The organism is Parabacteroides sp. D25 (assembly GCF_000307475.1).
Taxonomy (GTDB): domain Bacteria; phylum Bacteroidota; class Bacteroidia; order Bacteroidales; family Tannerellaceae; genus Parabacteroides; species Parabacteroides distasonis.
In genome coordinates this window covers 103,462-121,607 of record NZ_JH976507.1, presented here as the reverse complement: position 1 = coordinate 121,607, position 18,146 = coordinate 103,462, and the positions used below count along the sequence as shown (strand labels likewise).

At 46.8% G+C, this 18,146-nt stretch carries 9 protein-coding genes and 1 pseudogene; all 10 read right to left on the bottom strand.

Features of this window, described 5'->3' with window-relative positions; translation table 11 throughout:
• Positions 1–7: 7 nt before the first annotated feature.
• Positions 8–2,578 (bottom strand): glycoside hydrolase family 38 C-terminal domain-containing protein, encoded by a 2,571-nt coding sequence (locus tag HMPREF0999_RS18080; protein ID WP_009276561.1) that lies wholly within the window; start codon positions 2,576–2,578, stop codon positions 8–10.
• Positions 2,579–2,645: 67 nt separating this feature from the next.
• A complete protein-coding gene (locus HMPREF0999_RS18075; protein ID WP_009276560.1) occupies positions 2,646–4,031 on the bottom strand; it encodes an SGNH/GDSL hydrolase family protein in 1,386 nt (461 codons plus the stop codon).
• 163 nt (positions 4,032–4,194) lie between these two features.
• The gene (locus tag HMPREF0999_RS18070) at positions 4,195–5,709 is read right to left on the bottom strand and encodes a RagB/SusD family nutrient uptake outer membrane protein (RefSeq protein ID WP_009276559.1); all 1,515 of its coding nucleotides are present in this window, start codon (positions 5,707–5,709) and stop codon (positions 4,195–4,197) included.
• Between the two features lie 33 nt (positions 5,710–5,742).
• Positions 5,743–8,859 (bottom strand): annotated as a pseudogene (locus HMPREF0999_RS18065) (TonB-dependent receptor).
• 388 nt (positions 8,860–9,247) lie between these two features.
• Positions 9,248–10,288, bottom strand: a complete 1,041-nt coding sequence (locus tag HMPREF0999_RS18060) for a FecR family protein (protein WP_009276556.1) — start codon at positions 10,286–10,288, stop codon at positions 9,248–9,250.
• A 65-nt stretch (positions 10,289–10,353) separates the two neighbouring features.
• Positions 10,354–10,920: an RNA polymerase sigma-70 factor gene (locus HMPREF0999_RS18055; protein WP_009276555.1), complete on the bottom strand. Its 567-nt coding sequence runs from the start codon at positions 10,918–10,920 to the stop codon at positions 10,354–10,356.
• A gap of 158 nt (positions 10,921–11,078) precedes the next feature.
• Complete coding sequence (locus tag HMPREF0999_RS18050; RefSeq protein ID WP_005861744.1) at positions 11,079–13,064, bottom strand: glucosamine-6-phosphate deaminase; 1,986 nt, start codon at positions 13,062–13,064, stop codon at positions 11,079–11,081.
• 182 nt (positions 13,065–13,246) lie between these two features.
• Positions 13,247–14,413 (bottom strand): N-acetylglucosamine-6-phosphate deacetylase, encoded by a 1,167-nt coding sequence (gene nagA / locus HMPREF0999_RS18045; protein WP_005861742.1) that lies wholly within the window; start codon positions 14,411–14,413, stop codon positions 13,247–13,249.
• A 12-nt stretch (positions 14,414–14,425) separates the two neighbouring features.
• Positions 14,426–15,592 (bottom strand): N-acetylglucosamine-6-phosphate deacetylase, encoded by a 1,167-nt coding sequence (nagA, locus tag HMPREF0999_RS18040; RefSeq protein ID WP_008774091.1) that lies wholly within the window; start codon positions 15,590–15,592, stop codon positions 14,426–14,428.
• A 585-nt stretch (positions 15,593–16,177) separates the two neighbouring features.
• Positions 16,178–18,127, bottom strand: a complete 1,950-nt coding sequence (locus HMPREF0999_RS18035) for an ABC-F family ATP-binding cassette domain-containing protein (RefSeq protein WP_008774092.1) — start codon at positions 18,125–18,127, stop codon at positions 16,178–16,180.
• Between the last annotated feature and the right edge of the window lie 19 nt (positions 18,128–18,146).

Here is an 18,146-nt window from a genome sequence, read left to right as displayed (position 1 = left end):
CTCTACATTAGATATTCTTACAGCTTACTTTTAATGTCCTTATCCCGTAACGAGGGATAGAAAGACGCATTGAACTGGCGCCTTTCTTCTCGGTGACGGTTAAGTCCTCAACCAGACGGTTATCCAATTCCACCAAGCTCGCTTTCACGTCTCGTCCTTGGAAGGTTATCGTTTTAGGGGAGGCATCGCTTTGGGCATTGAATAGGCGGATGTAAAGGTCATTACCTTTATAGACCATGGAGACCAACTCGTAGGCATTATTCTCTATCCGGAAAAGGGAACCGGATGTCAAGGTAGCATCGCCGCCCAAGGTTGCGACCAAAGGCTCATTGCGTCGTTCGCTTTGTGTCCAAATACGGCTTTTCTCCCAAGTTCCGGCATGAGGGATCAAGGCATACGAGATCTCGGTCGGACGGTCTATGATATAATCCCGGCCCCACAAGCCTTTACCAGCGTATTGTACGTTCAAGGCCAATGGGAAATCCTTACCATGCGCATAGCTGGTCGTATGATCCGTGAATAATGACAGACCGCAAGAGTTATCCTTGCTCGCTACATCCACCCAATTCAAGATGATATTATGCTTGATACTATCCCAACGATTGAAAAAGGTATTCTCCAACCGGCTCTCGCAAACATCGAACGGAGCATCCTTATAAATCTGTTGGTTGGCGATCTGGATAGGCAGATATACCAGAAGTTTGTAACGGTCGTCATAGAATGACTTACGAGGATTATCCGCACGGAATTCGATACCCGGCTCACCAATGCGAGGGTTTCCTGTCCAATCCAGTTTAACATTCATATCGATGCGAGGCTCTCCCTGCGTTAACCGGATCGTTTGGGTAAATGAATACTTTCCGATCTTGCCTTTCACAGCTACCTTCACGAATAAGGGCCCTTGCTCCAACACGCTCACCTCAGCCGGTTGATCCATACTGGAAAGGAAACCACCCTCATCGATAAAATATCCCCGAAGCTCATTGAACCCACGTTCATTCCGGTTATCCACGAATTCCTTGCCTCGTACGGCTTTCGCTTTCAAGCTTTCTATTACACCTCCTTTAGAGGGGGTTAGCACCAAGGTGTATAAATCATTTTCCATGCGAAACGTACCGTCTTTCTGTCTCTCAGCCTTCAAGGTTCCGGACTGTTTATCCTCTGCCTTCCGGATCGCATAAGAGGCATAACCGGCCGAGGGGACTTGCGCACGGAACAGGAGTTTTGAAATGCCGTCTTCCGTCAACCATTGAACCGGTTGTTTCTTTCCTTGCTTATCAAGAACCACCCAATCCGAGTTTCTCCATGAGACGGGGACTTCCACCGCCACCAATTCATTCCGGTCGGTAGCCAAGGTATTATATACGTACACCGTGGATTCACCTTCCTTTTCTTTCAATAAGGACAAGGCGTTATCAATTATCTGACGGCTGTTTTGAATGGTCACCCCAGTCCAATCCGTAACCGTCTCCGCCCATGTCTTTTTCCCTTGTAGTTGATTGTAAGGAACGATCCAGCAATCATGATGCTGGGACAATAGAAGCGTGCGCCATCCCTCATCGATACGTTCAGTCGGCCATTCCATGCCTTTGTATAAGCGAGCGTAAGCCGCCATTTTCTCCGCACGCACGATAGCGTTCTCGGCTACCCGTACCTCTCCGGCCAAACGCTGCATGACCTGCGTTCCCCACATCAAGCCACCTAGGACATCCTCTTGCGAGAAATGCCAATCATCCCGAGTAGTCCCGACGGAACAGTCTTGGATGTAATTCCGCCAAGTCTTATAGGCGGTCGGCGTATAATAGCCCGTCGTATCCTGTCCCAGCCAAGGGCCTTTATCCCAACCATGGCTCCATGAGGCATCTTGGATACACATGCCGACCGGGTGCTGGATGCCGGCATCCAAGCATTTATGGATGTAGTCCTCCGTATTGAACCACGAGATGGATTGCCAGCAAGAGCCGGGTTGTAAATCCTCGCAGGCGTAACGGGGGACGGTGGTAAGTCTCGTACCATCCGGCCCTACCCAATTCACCAACTCACCTCCGTAGGCGCTTACGTAGCCACCCCACATCGTATTCGGGTTCTTAGTAGAGGCATACGAGAAGCCGAATGACTTCAATATATAAGGCAGGCAACTGGTAAAGCAAGGCTCCTCCGCCGAATAGGTGGTGAATACCGCCTCAGGGAAATGTTTCCGGATTAGCCGCATTCCATATTCGAATTGGCGGATAGCGCTCTCGCCGGATGTCCCGAAGAAATAACTTTGGGCATAGGTCGGGTTTACGTACTCGATCCGCCCACTCTCCACGGATTGATCCTTAAATAAGCGCTTGAAAGCCTCGTAACCTTCAGGGTCTCGTTGCCGTACGACTTCCCATGATTCAGGCTCGATCTCGATATTGATATTCCAGTTGGGATTCTGCCTTAATTTCTGGGCGATAAAGGCGGTTTGTCCCACCGGGTAATGCCCGTAGATACCGCCATGATAGCCATCGATGAAATAGGCTTGTTGGGCATCCGCCCAACCGGCCAACAAGAATTGGCTTAATACGAATATCGCTAGTTTCTTTTTCATATAATATGTACTATTAATTCACATTTAGAATACTTCCAGTCGGTGGGAGACGGGGCACGCCCCGTCTCTACAAGTCTGTAAATTTCTTGATCTCTATCTGCAAGGGGATTGGTTTATTTTGCTCATAGATCTGGTTAACCAGATCCTGTTGCTCATTCACGCAATCCTCACGAATCCCCTTGTGCATGTATTGTAGCCAAAGGGCGCCGTTCCATTGCAAGAAGATGTCGTGGGGACGGTATTTGCGCAAGGTGTCCACGGCAGCCTCGTTGCAGGCCCAAAGCATGCCCGTCTTCCGCATCAAGTTATATTCCACCCAATAAAATTCACGCATCTTACGCTCTTTCAACCAGCGTTCCTCGTTCATCTGGCGGATCTTCATCGCTTGTTTATACTGCGGGGTATTCTGAAGAAGAGCCATATTGATACCTCGCTCCAACTCCCTCGCCGTAAAACGACCGATAAACTCCCCACCGATCGTCAACCCGTAATATCCATCCGACAAACCGCTCACGGACAATCCCTCATAATTCATCTCATCCATAAAAGGGATAACACTCAAGGCATCTGCCTGCGTATGTTTCTCATTATCATAATAAGAGGTATCGATAGGATACGGAAGCGATTTCGCCTCGTACGTAAAAGTAAGGTTATCCGAGGAAACAGACAAATCCGAGACACGGCAATTATCCGAGCGAGTCACCTTTTTCCCCGCTCCGTCTATCCGGATATCGGCTACCGGCTTACCGGCCAGACCTTGCGCCTTCAAGAAGAGATAAGCCATGACCAGATGCCCGTCCGTAGAGGGATGTATACGATCCTTCCCGCATAAGGTATACATGGAATCCTCCGCTTGCTCCCATTGGTTGATCGCTACCATCGGGCGGTTAAAATCCACGAATCCCCATTGATTCTCCCGGGCCCGGGCATTCAGGAAATCCACGATCTCCAAGATTGGCGTATTCTTCCCCGGGAAAGCGACCTTATTGAAACGAGAAGTCTCGTCATAAGGAGAGCTTCCGATCAAGATTTTCCTCACCTCCGGATACTTCTTATAGACCTCCTCGATAAGGGCATAATCCCGGCAAGCTTTCTCTACCCGGTTCCGGGCGATCGTATCCGCCCCCGGCTTCCGAAAATCCATATAGCCGACATCGTTCATGCCAAAAGATAGCGTCACCACCGTAGGCTCATGTTCGAAAACCTTATCCAACCGCTGGTAAATCATCTCGGCTACATCCCCACCTACTCCCTCGTTAAAGATATCGATGCGTTGATCCGGGAAACGGGTCATATAATACAGCCAGATATATGAATGATAATGCCCACCGCAAGTAATGCTGTTTCCCACGAAGGCGATCCGATCTCCTTTCTGAAACGGAGCTATCGACTGAGCATATACTCCTGCAAGACCTGATAAAAGCAAACAGACAAACAAAACATATCTTTTCATCTCTATTTCTCTCTTCTCTAATTTTCTGTGATGAATAATATATACCGTGTTAAAAAATATTACTATCAATAGTAATCGTATTTATCATGGATAATAATCCGGATTACTACGGATAGTAATATCCTTCCACACACCTCTAGTCTAGAGAATCGCCCGCTTACTTTTAGCGAACGACATCCTCACCAAGCAGAGGGTTCAGTTCTTTCTCACGCAAAGGTACCGGGAAAACCAAATCCGATTCTTTAAACGGATACGTATGATTAACCGCCTGATAGCCGAATAAATCAACCATTTGCTTCGAAACCGGATCAAACGCACGGTGAGTACGCAACATATCATACCATCCTGTAAACTCATAACAGAGTTCCCACGCACGTTCTTTCAATACTTGATCAACCGTGATTGAAGTCGGTCTCGCCTCATTGGGCAACGCACGGTGACGAACTTGGAAATAAGCATCCACAGCTATAGCGTCGGAAGTAGATCCACCATCCAAGGTAGCTTTTGCCTCCGCACACATTAATAGAACGTCCGCATAACGGTAAACCGGAATATTCGCCCCGCTCTTTCCTGTAGATTCGGCATTCTCATCCCAATATTTGCATAAATAAGGAACATCCAAAGTAATCGTTGTCTCCGGATCACCATATTTGGGTTTAGAAGTATAGAAAAACTCCTCATTCCGTTTACGAATATCTTGGTCATCATAACTTTCATAAAACTCTTTACGAGGAGCCAAACCACCCCCATAAGCCGGAGTAATGGAAATCGGTTGTTCCGGATAAGGCAAAAGGCCAAAATGGAAAGGAGCCCCGGCATCTTGCGCCTCACGCTGGATCATAAAAATATGCTCACCACTATTTTCGTTCTCTGACGCACGCAAATCCTTATAATCAGCGAACAAGCTAAAGGCTCCACTATCAATAACCTCCTTGGCTTTCTCGTAAGCCAATTGATAATACTCATTTCCTTTTTGAAGCGGATAACCTGCCATTGTCAAATAAACCTTAGCTAAAAGGGTCTTGATCGCTCCCATAGAGACATGGCCTGTTTTATCACTCCAATCCAGCCCGGACTGCTCCGCCTTTTTCAAGTCTTCCACGATCTGGTTATAAATATCTTCCTTAGGAGACCTGGGGATCTTCACCGTATTCAAGTCTATCGTAGGTTCCGTCTTCAACGGGATATCCCCGAATAATTGTACCCCTTGGAAATAGTAATATGCCCGCAAGAAATAAGCCTCTCCCAGATACTTCGCTTTCTGGCTCTCGCTAATAATATCCGTAGCGGAAACATTTTGAATCACGCTATTACAATTTTCCAAAGGAAAGAAAGTAGCCTTCCAGAAGTTACGAATAATGCCGTTACTCTCTTCCAAACCGGAAAGCAACAAGAACTGGTTCTGCTCATTACCGGCCGCACGAGGACGATAACTAGTACCTACAAGATATTCCAAGTTAAAAAGGTGAACTGTAGCAATCTCGAGGTCGGAACTCAACAGATCATCAAGCCCGTCATAAGTGCCATCCACAGCCGCCTTTATCTGGTTCTCTGTCGTATAATATTCAGAAGGACTCAAGAAGGTTTTCGGGTCTTCCTCTAAAAAATTCGTACAGGATGTAAAAGCCATTGTCGCAGAAAGCAAGCCACACATCCATACATGCGCTTTATTTTTCATATCTTAGTTTTTTACGAAGTAAAGATTAAACAATTAGAAATTAACACCTAAAGTAAATGAATACGTACGAGGTTTGGGATAGGTATAAAAATCCACTCCTTGCTCAAATACAGCATCATAACTCGTCACCTCCGGATCACTACCAGAATAGTTCGTAATCAAGAACGCATTCTCCACATTGAATCCCAAGGATAAACTCTTGATGTGAGCGGCAGAAAGCATACGGGAACTAAAGTCATATTTCAAGCCGATATTACGTAAACGCAAGAACGAACCCGGCTCACAACTCCAAGAATCTACGTCATTCTCATATCCATCTCCCGGAAGGCGCAAGCTAGGCACCATCGTGTTTTGGTTTTCCGGCGTCCAAGCGTTCACCGGAATGTCCGCATAAGCATTGGAGAATGTCACACGGTTACCCATCAACTGGCGAGTGAAGTTAATCAACTTATTACCATACACCCATTGTAAATCAAACATAAACGTGAAGCCTTTCCACGAGAATGTATTTGTCATATTCATCTCGAATTTAGGAGCGCCATTTCCGATATAGTCTTGGTCTTCACCATCCTTCATTCCATTACCATTTTTGTCCCAATACTTGATATCGCCGGGTTTCTTATTATATTTAGCGGCTTCTTCCGCCTCATCGGTTCCCCATGTACCTAGGCGAACATAGCCGTAAAGGGCATTTAAAGGATGTCCCTCTTCAATACGTCCTCCCCATTTACCAATGATATTATCATTTATATCCAGTACCATCGATCGGTTCATCGTATAATTCCAAGAGGTAGTCCATAAGAAATCACGGCTTTGGATATTGCGTGTATTCAAGCTCATCTCAAGACCTTGATTACGGATCTTACCCAGATTTGTCATAGTTTTCTCATATCCCGAGTTAGAAGGCAATTGTAGCTCATACAATAAATCAGTCGTAATCTTATGATAATAATCCGCCATAAACTCGATACGCCCATTAAAGAAACTCAAATCGATACCCGCATCAAGTTGTCTGGATTTCTCCCAGCGTAAATCCGGATTTGCCATACTTTTCAACGTAACGATCGTCGTCATATCCTTGCCAAAAGGAAGGCGTTTATTCTCATAACGTGCCATAGACGCATAATCACCGATTTCCGCGTTACCCACCGTACCGTAGCTCAAACGGACTTTCATATCATCAATCACCTTTTTTGCGTTCTCGAAGAAATTCTCATTGGATACACGCCAAGCGGCCGAGAATGAAGGAAAGAAACCATATTGGTTATTCAAGCCAAAACGAGAAGAACCATCCTCACGGAAAGAAGCGCCCAATAAGTAACGATTGTCAAAATTATAGTTGATACGGGCATAGTAAGAATTCATTTTATTATCCGTATAGTCTGAGCCAACCTTAGAACGTACGGTGCCGACTCCCATATTATTGTACTCAAAATAATCATCGAAGAAATTCTCGGCCCCTAGCTCGCTTTTCTCTGTTTTTGAGTAATACCAACTGGCTCCCGCTACGACATTCAAGTTATGCTTATTCCAGCTTTTATCAAAAGTCAAGTAGTCCTCATTCGTCCACGACATCGTATTTCGATGTGCTTTCTCCGCTTTACCCTTTTGAGTATCTCCATAGCCGAATAAGGTACTCGGGTTATAAGATGAATTGATATAAGAACCATCCTAGCGGCTGAAGCTAGTCGTTAACTTTAACCAAGAGGTAATCTTAAACGTACCAATCACGTTAGCCAACGTGTACTGATTCTTATCGATATTCTTACGTTCCTTTAAAATCCTCACGGGATTCTCCGTATCTTCCGCACCTGGATAATCTCCTTTACGGGAATAGGTACCATCCTCATATTGAACCGGAAGGAACGGTAATGCTTCCAATGTATACCGAGAGATCGCATTCTCCGAGTTTCGGGCATTACTAGATCCAACATTCAACATGGCCTGTAAATGGAACCATTCTTTCAAATCCCATCCGACATTGATAAATGCGTTTAACTGACGTTTATAGGTCTCCAACATTATACCTTGATTATCTTTGTAACTTACATTCGCCACAGCGGTCAGCTTATCGCTTCCTCCAGAGAAACTAAGTGAATGCTGATGAGAAAAAGCCGTACGAGTCACGGCATCCTGCCAATCCGTATCATATTTCGGAGTCCCGTCCGGATTGAACAGGTCATTCTTATGCGTAAACATATTGCTCGGATCCAGATGGGGAGCGATACGTCCCGGTTGAGCCTCATAAGCACGCTTGAATACATCCAAAGCCTCTTCCGCATTTAAGACATCGACTTTACGAGCTAACGTTCCTGCTGACAGAACTGTATTATACGAGATATTCGTCGTATTTTTCTTACCTTCCTTTGTTGTTATCACCACAACGCCATTCGCACCTCTCGCACCATAAATAGAAGAGGAAGTAGCGTCTTTCAAGATATCGATAGACTGGACAATATTCGGATCAATCTGGTCCGGATCCACGCCAACCACACCATCGACCACATATAGCGGTGTATTAGAAGAATTCAAAGAACCGATACCACGGATTTTTATCGCAGGACTACCACCCGGTGCACCAGAATTCAAGGCGATATTAACACCAGCCACCTTTCCGGCCAATCCTTGGAATACGTTCGTGGCATTCGGACGCTCCAATAACTTCTCCGAGTCTACGGAACCCACTGATGTCGACAAGTTTCGTTTCAACATCGTACCATATCCAACGACAACGACCTCTTCAAGCGCCTTATAATCCTCGGCCAACTTCACGTTAAACAGTGTACGATTCCCGACCTCGATCTCTTGCTCCGCATAGCCGATATAGGAAAATGACAGGATATCGTTATTAGCCGCATCCAAGCTAAACTTTCCATCCAGATCCGTAACCGTACCGACCGTCGTACCCTTAATCACGACATTGGCCCCGATAACCGGTATGCCATCCGGATCCGTAACGATACCGGAGATCTTTTTCTTTTGTTGCTGTACGGCGTCTTTCTTCAAGATCGTGATGTGCTTACCTGATATGCGGTAGGTCAAGTTCGTGTTTTTCAACAACTCATTCAACACGTCGGTGACTTGGCGATTCTTCACCTGTATATCCACCTGCTTACTATTATCAATATCCTCGCTCTTATAGAAAAACATGAACTCGGTCTGTTTCTCAATCTCCGAGACGACATCATAGAACGTCCCGTTCTTTACTTCTACCGTAACTTGAGCTTTTTGCGCATAGGTATCCGCCGAGACATGCAATATACCCAGTATTAAAAAAAGCAATGTGATCTTCATGATTGATTTAATTTTTTTAGGCAATAGCTCATCGCTATTCCAGACTTTTTCCATAAGTTTGTAATTATTTTTTATTAATGACTTACCTTGCTCGCTACTTTTTAGAGGACAGCGATAAAGGTGATTAAACGAATAATGAACGTCTAAGAATCGGGGGTGAGTGGTGTCAGTCCCGATTCTTTTTTGTGATCAGGTATTTGTCATAGGCAATTCGAATGTTTAAGGTTATACATCTATTATTTTGTTATTTGCTCCTCGCCGATATCAGGATATCTTTTCCGTCTTTCGTGAAAGTGAATTGTTTCTCCGAGTTAATAATATCTAGCACCTCTTGTATACCTTGATCCAAGGAGAAGGTTCCTGTGTAGCGGATGTTCCGCAGACTGTCATGCGCCAAGCGGATATTTACCCCATAGTAATTCTCCATACGTTTTACGATAGAGACTAAGGTCTCATCCTTGAAACGATATTTCCCACCTACCCAAGCGTTCGAGATCGAGGCATCTGTCTCTGACAAGAAAATAGAGCCGGTCCGGTTATCCGACCGGGCTTGCTGGTTCGGCTTTAGCTTCATACTACTCATTTTCCGTCCTTGAGCGTCAAAAGATTCCAATAGGATACTACCACTTAATAAGGTGGTGACGCTAAAACGATCATCGTTGAAAGCCTGTATATTGAATGAGGTTCCGAGTACCGTGATTTGTTGGTTCTTTAGTTTTACGATGAAAGGTTTCGAATGATTCTTCGCAACCTCGAAATAGGCCTCACCCTCCAGATGAACCACACGCTCATCTCCATTAAAAGAGGTGGGGTATTTAAAACGGGTGGAGGCATTGAGTATGATCTTACTGCCGTCGGATAGCAATAGCGTGTTCGCACGTCCGCCTTTTTCCACTACAATCTCGTTATATTCCGTATCGCCAGCATATAAACGATTGCTTATCCATTGATTCATACCCACACCTATTCCCATAGCGATTACGATAATCGCCGCATATCTCAAGAATGAAAGCCAGAACTGTTTGCCAAGGACCTTGGATTTCACAGATACGCCAGAGATCGCATCCAGCTTTCCAGCCATTCGCTCCCAACTACGCTCCACGGAATAATGGTTCAAGAACGCCACTTCTTTCCGAGTGTCAAAAAGCCCCTTAAGCTCAAAGAAGTGGGATTTATTAGCGTCACTCTCGTGAATCCAAGCATCCAACACCCGAAGTTCATCCTCCTGAATCTCGTTCTGCAAATAGCGTATGATCAGTTCTTCTATCGAATTATTAGATTCCATTTTCTGTTTCATTTATAATATATACGACCGGTTCCCTCTTTTTACTTACGTATTCTACCGTATTTTCATCTAAAAAATAAAATCAGTGCCAGAAGCACCAACACATTCCGTATGATCTTCAATCCTTTATAGAGTTGCGCCTCTACCGTACGTTGAGAGATATTTAGCATTCCTGCGATCTCCACTGATTTCTTCCCGTCCACATAAGCCAACGTAAAAACCTCTCGGCATCTGTCCGGTAACTTGGCTATTTCCCGGTAAACGGAGTCCAGACGCTCTTTCTCCAGCTCCGCCGCATCCAACCGATTATAATAATCTATCTCCTCTATCTTTAGTCTACGAGCAACCTCATCCGCATAAGTCTTTTCTATTGATTTATGCTTTAGGTAATCGAGGCAAGCATTTTGAACGGAACGGAATAGGTATGTCTTCAAGCCTTCTTCCACGGAATAAATCTCTTTCTTTTGCCAGATCTTGATGAATATATCATGCACTAAATCTTCCGCCGTATCGCTATCCACATATTTCGAGGCATAAAAGATCAGTCTGGGGGCATTCTCCAGATATAATAATTTAAATTTATCTAACTCATGGTTCTTAATAATATAGTCTTTCATGCTCAACGTGGACATTTCTTGTATTATATTAGACAGTTCAAGGCTTCTCCTTTGTCTATATACGATCATAGAAACAGATATACTTACGCCCACACGAAAAAAATAACACAAAAACAAAAAGCCCTATCCGAACTTAATCAGATAGGGCTTTCAGATTATTCTATCGCTAGATATTATCTCAACGGGATATATTGTACAAACGCCTCGATCGCCTCATAAGAAGCCAAACCTAATTGGCGATACAACTCCGCGGTAGCACGGTTGCGATCTTCGGCACGCTGCCAGAACAAACGCTCGTCGTCACCCAGATACGGAGCGCTCTCGGCCTGCGATTGATGCTTCAAAATAGCGTTACGTTTGAAGCGCAACTCCTCCGGACTGATAGGTACGGCCATCTCAATATGGTCCATTTCCCATTCTGCCCATGCGCCGCGATACATCCATACACGGCAGTTCTTCATCCATTCCTCGTCTTTCACCTCGTCGATAGCGGCCAGTACGGCATCCAGACAAACCTTGTGGGTTCCGTGCGGGTCAGCCAAGTCACCGGCGACAAACATTTGATCCGGCTTGATCTCGAGCAACAGGGCCTTTACGATATCCTTGTCGACCTCACTCAAATCATTCTTTTTCACTAATCCGGTCTCGTAGAACGGAAGATCCAAGAAATGAACATGATCGTCCTTCACGCCCGAGTAGCGGCAACCGTGACGGGCCTCCTCCCGACGGATCGTTCCTTTCATAAAGAGGACATCCTTCCGCTCCGGCTCGCCGTTCTCCACCTTCTCGTAACGCAGGTAGTTGATGATCTCGTTCGCCTTATCCTTCACGGCCGAGTCGGGAGAGTATTTCTCACATACATCACGCAAATACTCGCAATAACGGATTACCTCCTCGTCGCCTACGGCAATATTACCGGAAGTCTCGTAAGCCACATGCACATCATGATGCTGGTCGCACAAACGACGCAAGGTTCCGCCCATGGAGATCACGTCATCATCCGGGTGCGGACTGAATACGATCACTTTCTTCGGATACGGGTTAGCACGCTCCGGACGATTGGAATCGTCGGCGTTCGGCTTGCCACCCGGCCATCCGGTAATCGTATGCTGGATATCGTTGAATATCTTGATATTTACGTTGTAAGCGGAACCATATAACGCCAATAGCTCACCCAATCCGTGCTCGCTATAATCCTTGTTTGTCAATTTCAAGATCGGTTTGTCCGTCAACTGACACAACCAAACGATCGCACGGCGGATCAACTTATTATCCCACTCGCAGCTAGTCACCAACCAAGGATGACTGATACGAGTCAAGTCATAAGCGGCGGAAAGATCGATCACGACCTTGGCGTTCGGATGATTCTGCAAATAGCTGGAAGGAACGGCATCGCTAACCTTGCCCTCAACGGTCTTAGCGACAATGCTAGCCTTATCCTCGCCCCAAGCCATCAAGATCACGCTGCGGGCGTTCATCATCGTAGAGATACCCATCGTGATGATACCTGCCGGGACATTCTCCTGCGAAGGGAACGTACGGGCAGCCTCCTTGCGAGAAGCGCCTTCCAACAAGACCATACGGGTACGCGAGCTGATCGTCGTTCCACCCACGTTGAACATGATATTGCTGGAGTTACCGATACCTAGCAACATGCAATCGATACCTCCCACGGATTGGATCGTCTCCTCATACTGGCGGCAGAAATCAAGGATAGCGTCTTTCGGCATGCTTCCGTCCGGGCAATAGATATTCGCCGGATCGATATCGACCTGATCGAATAACTCCTCTTTTAGGCGAGCCAGATTTCCGGCACTGGGATTAGCCAATGGATAGAACTCATATTCCACGAAAGCGATCACGTTGCGAAAACTTAATTTCTCCTCTTTATGCATACGGATCAACTCCTTGTAAACGCTTAGCGGAGAACGTCCGCCGGGTAAAGCGATCACGAAGGGCTTACCGATATCTTGTTTTTTACGGATTTGTGTTGCTATCTCTTTAGCGATAGCGAAAGAACCTTCCTCGGCCGATTCATAAATGTTTGTCGGAATCTTTTCCAAACGGGTTAAAACTGAATGCTCGAAAGCATTTTCCGGGCGATAATACCGCAACGGTATACGCGTCAGAGTAATTTGAGAACTAAGGTTCGTTTTCATGTTTAATTATTGATTTAGTATTACAATCTTACTTGAATCACAAATATATGAAATAAGTACTGATTTCGCCATACGTTGATAGAACAAATTTATTAACCGAAAGGTTTGATCTATATCGCCTAAAAATAAAAAAGGACCGTCCCGGCCAGCCAAGACAGCCCCTCTCTTTATTATTAACGTGTTTAGACCAATGTATTTGTCTCCGGAACTAAGTTTCCCATGCTCCATACCGCACGCACGTTCAACTTACGATCCAAGATCACGATATCCGCATCCTTCCCTCTTTGCAAGGTTCCGGTGCGATCGCTTACCCCCATCAGGCGGGCCGGAGTCTCGGAAGCCATACGGACTGCATCGGCCAAAGGAATGTCAGCCTTCTGCACCATCGTACGTACCAGTACGTCCATCGTGGCGATACTTCCCACCAATGAAGAATGATCCGCCAACTTGCATACGCCATCCTCAATGATAATGCGGGGATCGGATAACGGCTTACCCTCGTTGGCTGCGCATGAGAGAGCGTCCGTAACCAAGCAAGTACGTTCCACTCCTTTCAACTTATAGACCAATCGGAGGATCGTAGAGGGTAAATGACGCCCGTCAGCAATCACCTCTACCGTCATATCGTCCATCAAGAAAACACTTTCCACCGTTCCCTCGTACTTATATTCACGACGCTTATGGAAACCAGGCATGGCGTTATAGAAATGAGCCGCATGCGTGAAACCGGCATTGTAAGCGGTCTTAATATCATCAAACTCCGCTTCCGTATGCGAGATAGCGGATAGGATTCCCCTCGACTTCAAGTATTGGGCGAACTCAAGCGCACCCGGTATCTCCGGGCTGGAATCCCAGCGCTTGATGCAATCCGTGCGTTCCAATATCTCTTTATATTCTTTCGGGTCGGCGGGATTCTCCTTATCGATAAACAGGCTCGCCGCCATCTTCGGATTCAGATACGGTCCCTCGATATGCAATCCCAAGATAGGGCCGTCTTTTTTCCTCATCATCTCCTCGCATACGGCCACCGCCTTATCGATCACCCCGATTTCCGGAGCCAACACGGTAGGGAATATCGTCGTGGCCCCATGCTTCTGATGGGCAGCTACCGCACCGTGGAAAGCCTCTTCCGTACATTCGGAGAAGTCGAAGCCCCCACCGCCATGGATATTCATCGCCACGAAACCGGGAACGATCGACATTCCTTTCGCATCCACCACCTTGGCGCCAATCACCGCTAAATCGCTATTTGTAACCTCCAATATCTTCCCGTCGCTAATCAATACGGAACCATCCTTCATCCATCCTTGCGGCGTAAGGATATGGCCATTTATAATCTGTGTCAACATAATCGTTCTTGCTTAGAATAGTTTATTCGTACCTTCAACCAACTTACCCATCGCCCAGACCGCACGGACATTCAAGTCACGGTCCAACAAGACGATATCGGCGTCTTTGCCCCGCTGCAACGTTCCCTTGCGATCGGATACGCCCATGATACGGGCGGGAGTCTCCGAGGCCATACGCACGGCATCCTCCAAGGGGATCTCGGCCTTCTGCACCATCGTACGGATCAGGCGGTCCATCGTGGCGACACTACCCGCCAAGGCCGAGCGGTCGGCCAACTTACACACGCCATCCTCGATGATGACACGGGGATCGAAAGCGACTTGGCTATCACTGGCAGCGCAAGCCAAGGCATCCGTGATCAGACAAGTGCGTTCCACACCTTTTATCTTATAGACCAGACGAAGGATCGTAGGCGGCACATGGATACCATCGGCCACGACCTCGACGGTCATATCATCGAGCAGATAGATACTTTCCACCGTTCCCTCATACTTATACTCGCGGCGTTTATGGAAGCCCGGCATGGCGTTATAGAAATGGGTGGCGTGGGTATAACCTACCTCATAAGCGGTCAGGATATCCTCAAACTCGGCTTGGGTATGCCCTACCGAGGCGAGCACGCCTTTCGAGGTGATATATTTACCAAACTGCATCGCTCCCGGAAGTTCCGGAGCGGCATCCCAGCGCTTGATACAATGCGTTTCCTCCAGCAAAGGGATATATTCCTCGGGATCGGGATTCTTGATGTTCTCAGGGATTTGTCCACCAGCCATTTTCATATTGAAATAATGTCCTTCTAAGTGAAGCCCCAGAACCGGGCTATCTTTCTCGGCCATCAGTTTCTCGGTGGTCTCGGCGGCGGCACGGATCATCGGGATGGTAGAAGAGGATAAGGTGGGGAAGATACTGGTAGTACCGTGTTTCATGTGTGTGGCCACCGCCGCACGGAAAGCTTCCTCGGTGCCTTCCATAAAATCACGGCCTCCACCTCCGTGCACGTGAATTTCCACGCCTCCGGGGACGATGTACATACCTTTGGCGTCTATCAAGGTTGCCCCCACTACCGCTAAGTCGCAGTTTGTCACTTCTAAAATCTTCCCGTCGCTTATCAATACCGAGCCGTCTTTCAGCCAGCCTTGCGGGGTAAGAATCTTTCCATTAATGATCTGTGTTAACATGATATGTGTTTTAAGCTTTCGCGTTTCTTTGGATAGCAAAGTTAAGGACTTTCTTTTTAAAACGAGTAAGCTATTAGAGGTTATTTTCAAAGAATAATCAAAATGACACTTTGTAATCCGAACCTCCGGAGAATCGAATATTCCGGGCCCTAAGTACAGCTCGCCTCTAAATCCGAAAGAAAATTTCAGTAATCAACTAATGGCCAACACCATACCCCAAAACAGCCTTTTATTCTAGCGAAATCAATTCATCCTAATTCATATCAAAGGGAGAGATTGGTATCATTTATAGGGTTACAATACGGTTCTAGCAGGGTAAGAATGCCTATTCACGAGTAGTCATAACCCTATTCTTGAGTAGTCACGATGCCCAACGGCGGCATATGCGTCGGCCGATGGCAGTACTGGCGTAGCCCAATGCGGCCTATCACGCATGGGAAAAGGGATATTCTCCCTTTTAAAAGCCAGCTCTCGCACTCTCTCTTCCGCTATTTCGCATCATCAACGGCAAGCACTTGTCACGAAAACAGGAGTATTTGAATCAAAAAGATCAGATAAGCTGCCTTTCACTGGCTAGCAGCCTTTTCATGAATCCTGCGTATTCAACTCTTCCAACTCCATTGTCCGTTCGGTCCATAGATCCATCGCATCGGAAAGTTCTTTTTTTAGGGCAGAATATTCACCGTAGAGAGAAGCGTCGGAGGCACCTTCCGGCGTAGCCAGCTTCGCCTCGATAACGGCAATGCCATTCTCAAGCTCCGAGATACGGGCCTCGGCCTCGGCAACAGCTTTCTCCGCTTTCTTAATCACTTTACTCAGTTCCTTCCTTGCCTCATAGGAGAGCTTGTTATGGGATACCTGAGCCTCACCGGTACCGGACATGGAAGTACTCGTCCCAGTAGAACGTTCCAATTCACGCAAGCTATCCATTTTCTTATGCTCCAAGAAATTATAGATGCCGCCTAAATGCTCGACGACTTTCTGGTTACCGAACTCATAGACCTTATCGACTAGGCCATCCAAGAACTCACGGTCGTGGGAAACCACGATCACCGTGCCGTCGAACTCCCTCAAGGCGTCTTTCAGCACGTCTTTCGAACGCATATCCAAGTGGTTCGTCGGCTCATCGAGAATCAGCAGGTTGACCGGCTCCAATAACAAGCGGATCATCGCCAAACGGGTACGCTCGCCACCCGACAGGACTTTCACCTTCTTATCGGAGGCCTCGCCGCCAAACATGAAAGCACCTAGGATATCCCGTATCTTCAAACGGATATCCCCTTGGGCTACGTAATCGATCGTATCGAAAACGGTAAGGTTCTCGTTCAATAGCTGCGCTTGGTTCTGGGCGAAGTAACCGATCTTCACGTTATGGCCTAATTGGAGCTTTCCGGTGAAATCGGTAATCTCTCCCATGATACATTTCACCAAGGTAGATTTACCCTCACCGTTCTTTCCGACAAAAGCGACTTTATCACCCCGGTTGATCGTAAGCGTCACATGATCGAAGATCAGATGATCGCCATAACGCTTCGCCACCTCCTCGCAGATCACCGGATAAGAACCGGAACGGGGAGCGGGCGGAAATTTCAGCCGCAACATGGCTGTATCCACATCGTCTACCTCAATACGTTCCACTTTTTCCAATTGTTTGATGCGGGATTGTACCTGTACGGACTTCGTGGCTTTATAACGAAAACGCTCGATAAACGCCTCGGTATCGGCCAATTTCTTCTGTTGGTTCTCATAAGCGCGCTGCTGCTGCTCACGGCGTTCACGGCGAAGTACGACGTACTCCGAATATTTTACCTTATAATCGTAGACCTTACCTAGTTCGATCTCCAAGGTCCGGAAAGTCGTATTATCGATAAAGGCACGGTCGTGCGACACTAAGATCACAGCGTTGGCACGGGTAGCGATAAAGTTCTCCAACCATTGGATGGACTCGATATCCAGATGGTTCGTCGGCTCATCCAGCAGCAACACGTCCGGCCTACGGAGTAAGAGCTTCGCCAACTCGATACGCATGCGCCAGCCTCCGCTGAACTCAGACGTCGGGCGGTCGAAATCGCTACGGCTAAAACCTAGTCCGGCCAATGTACGCTCCAACTCCGCATGGTAGTTGTTTCCTCCCATCATCTGGAAATGCTCCGATAGATACGTGACACGATCAATCAGCTTTTGATAGCCCTCGGAGTCATAATCCGTACGCTCCGCCAATTGAGTATTCAAGCGATTGATCTCCTCCTCCATCTCATGGATATGCTCGAAAGCGCATTCCGCCTCCTCCCGAACCGTACGGGTATCCACCAATTGCATGTGCTGGGGCAGGTATCCGATCGTGACCTCCTTCGGTACGCTAACAGTTCCAGAAGTCGGCGATTGCAGGCCTGCGAATATTTTCAACATTGTAGATTTGCCCGCTCCGTTCTTGCCCACCAAAGCGATACGGTCCTTCTTGTTTACCACAAAAGAAATATCATCAAAAAGCGTAAAACCGCCAAACTCCACTGTTAGTCCTTCAACCGAAATCATACTGTCTCTTTAATTTATG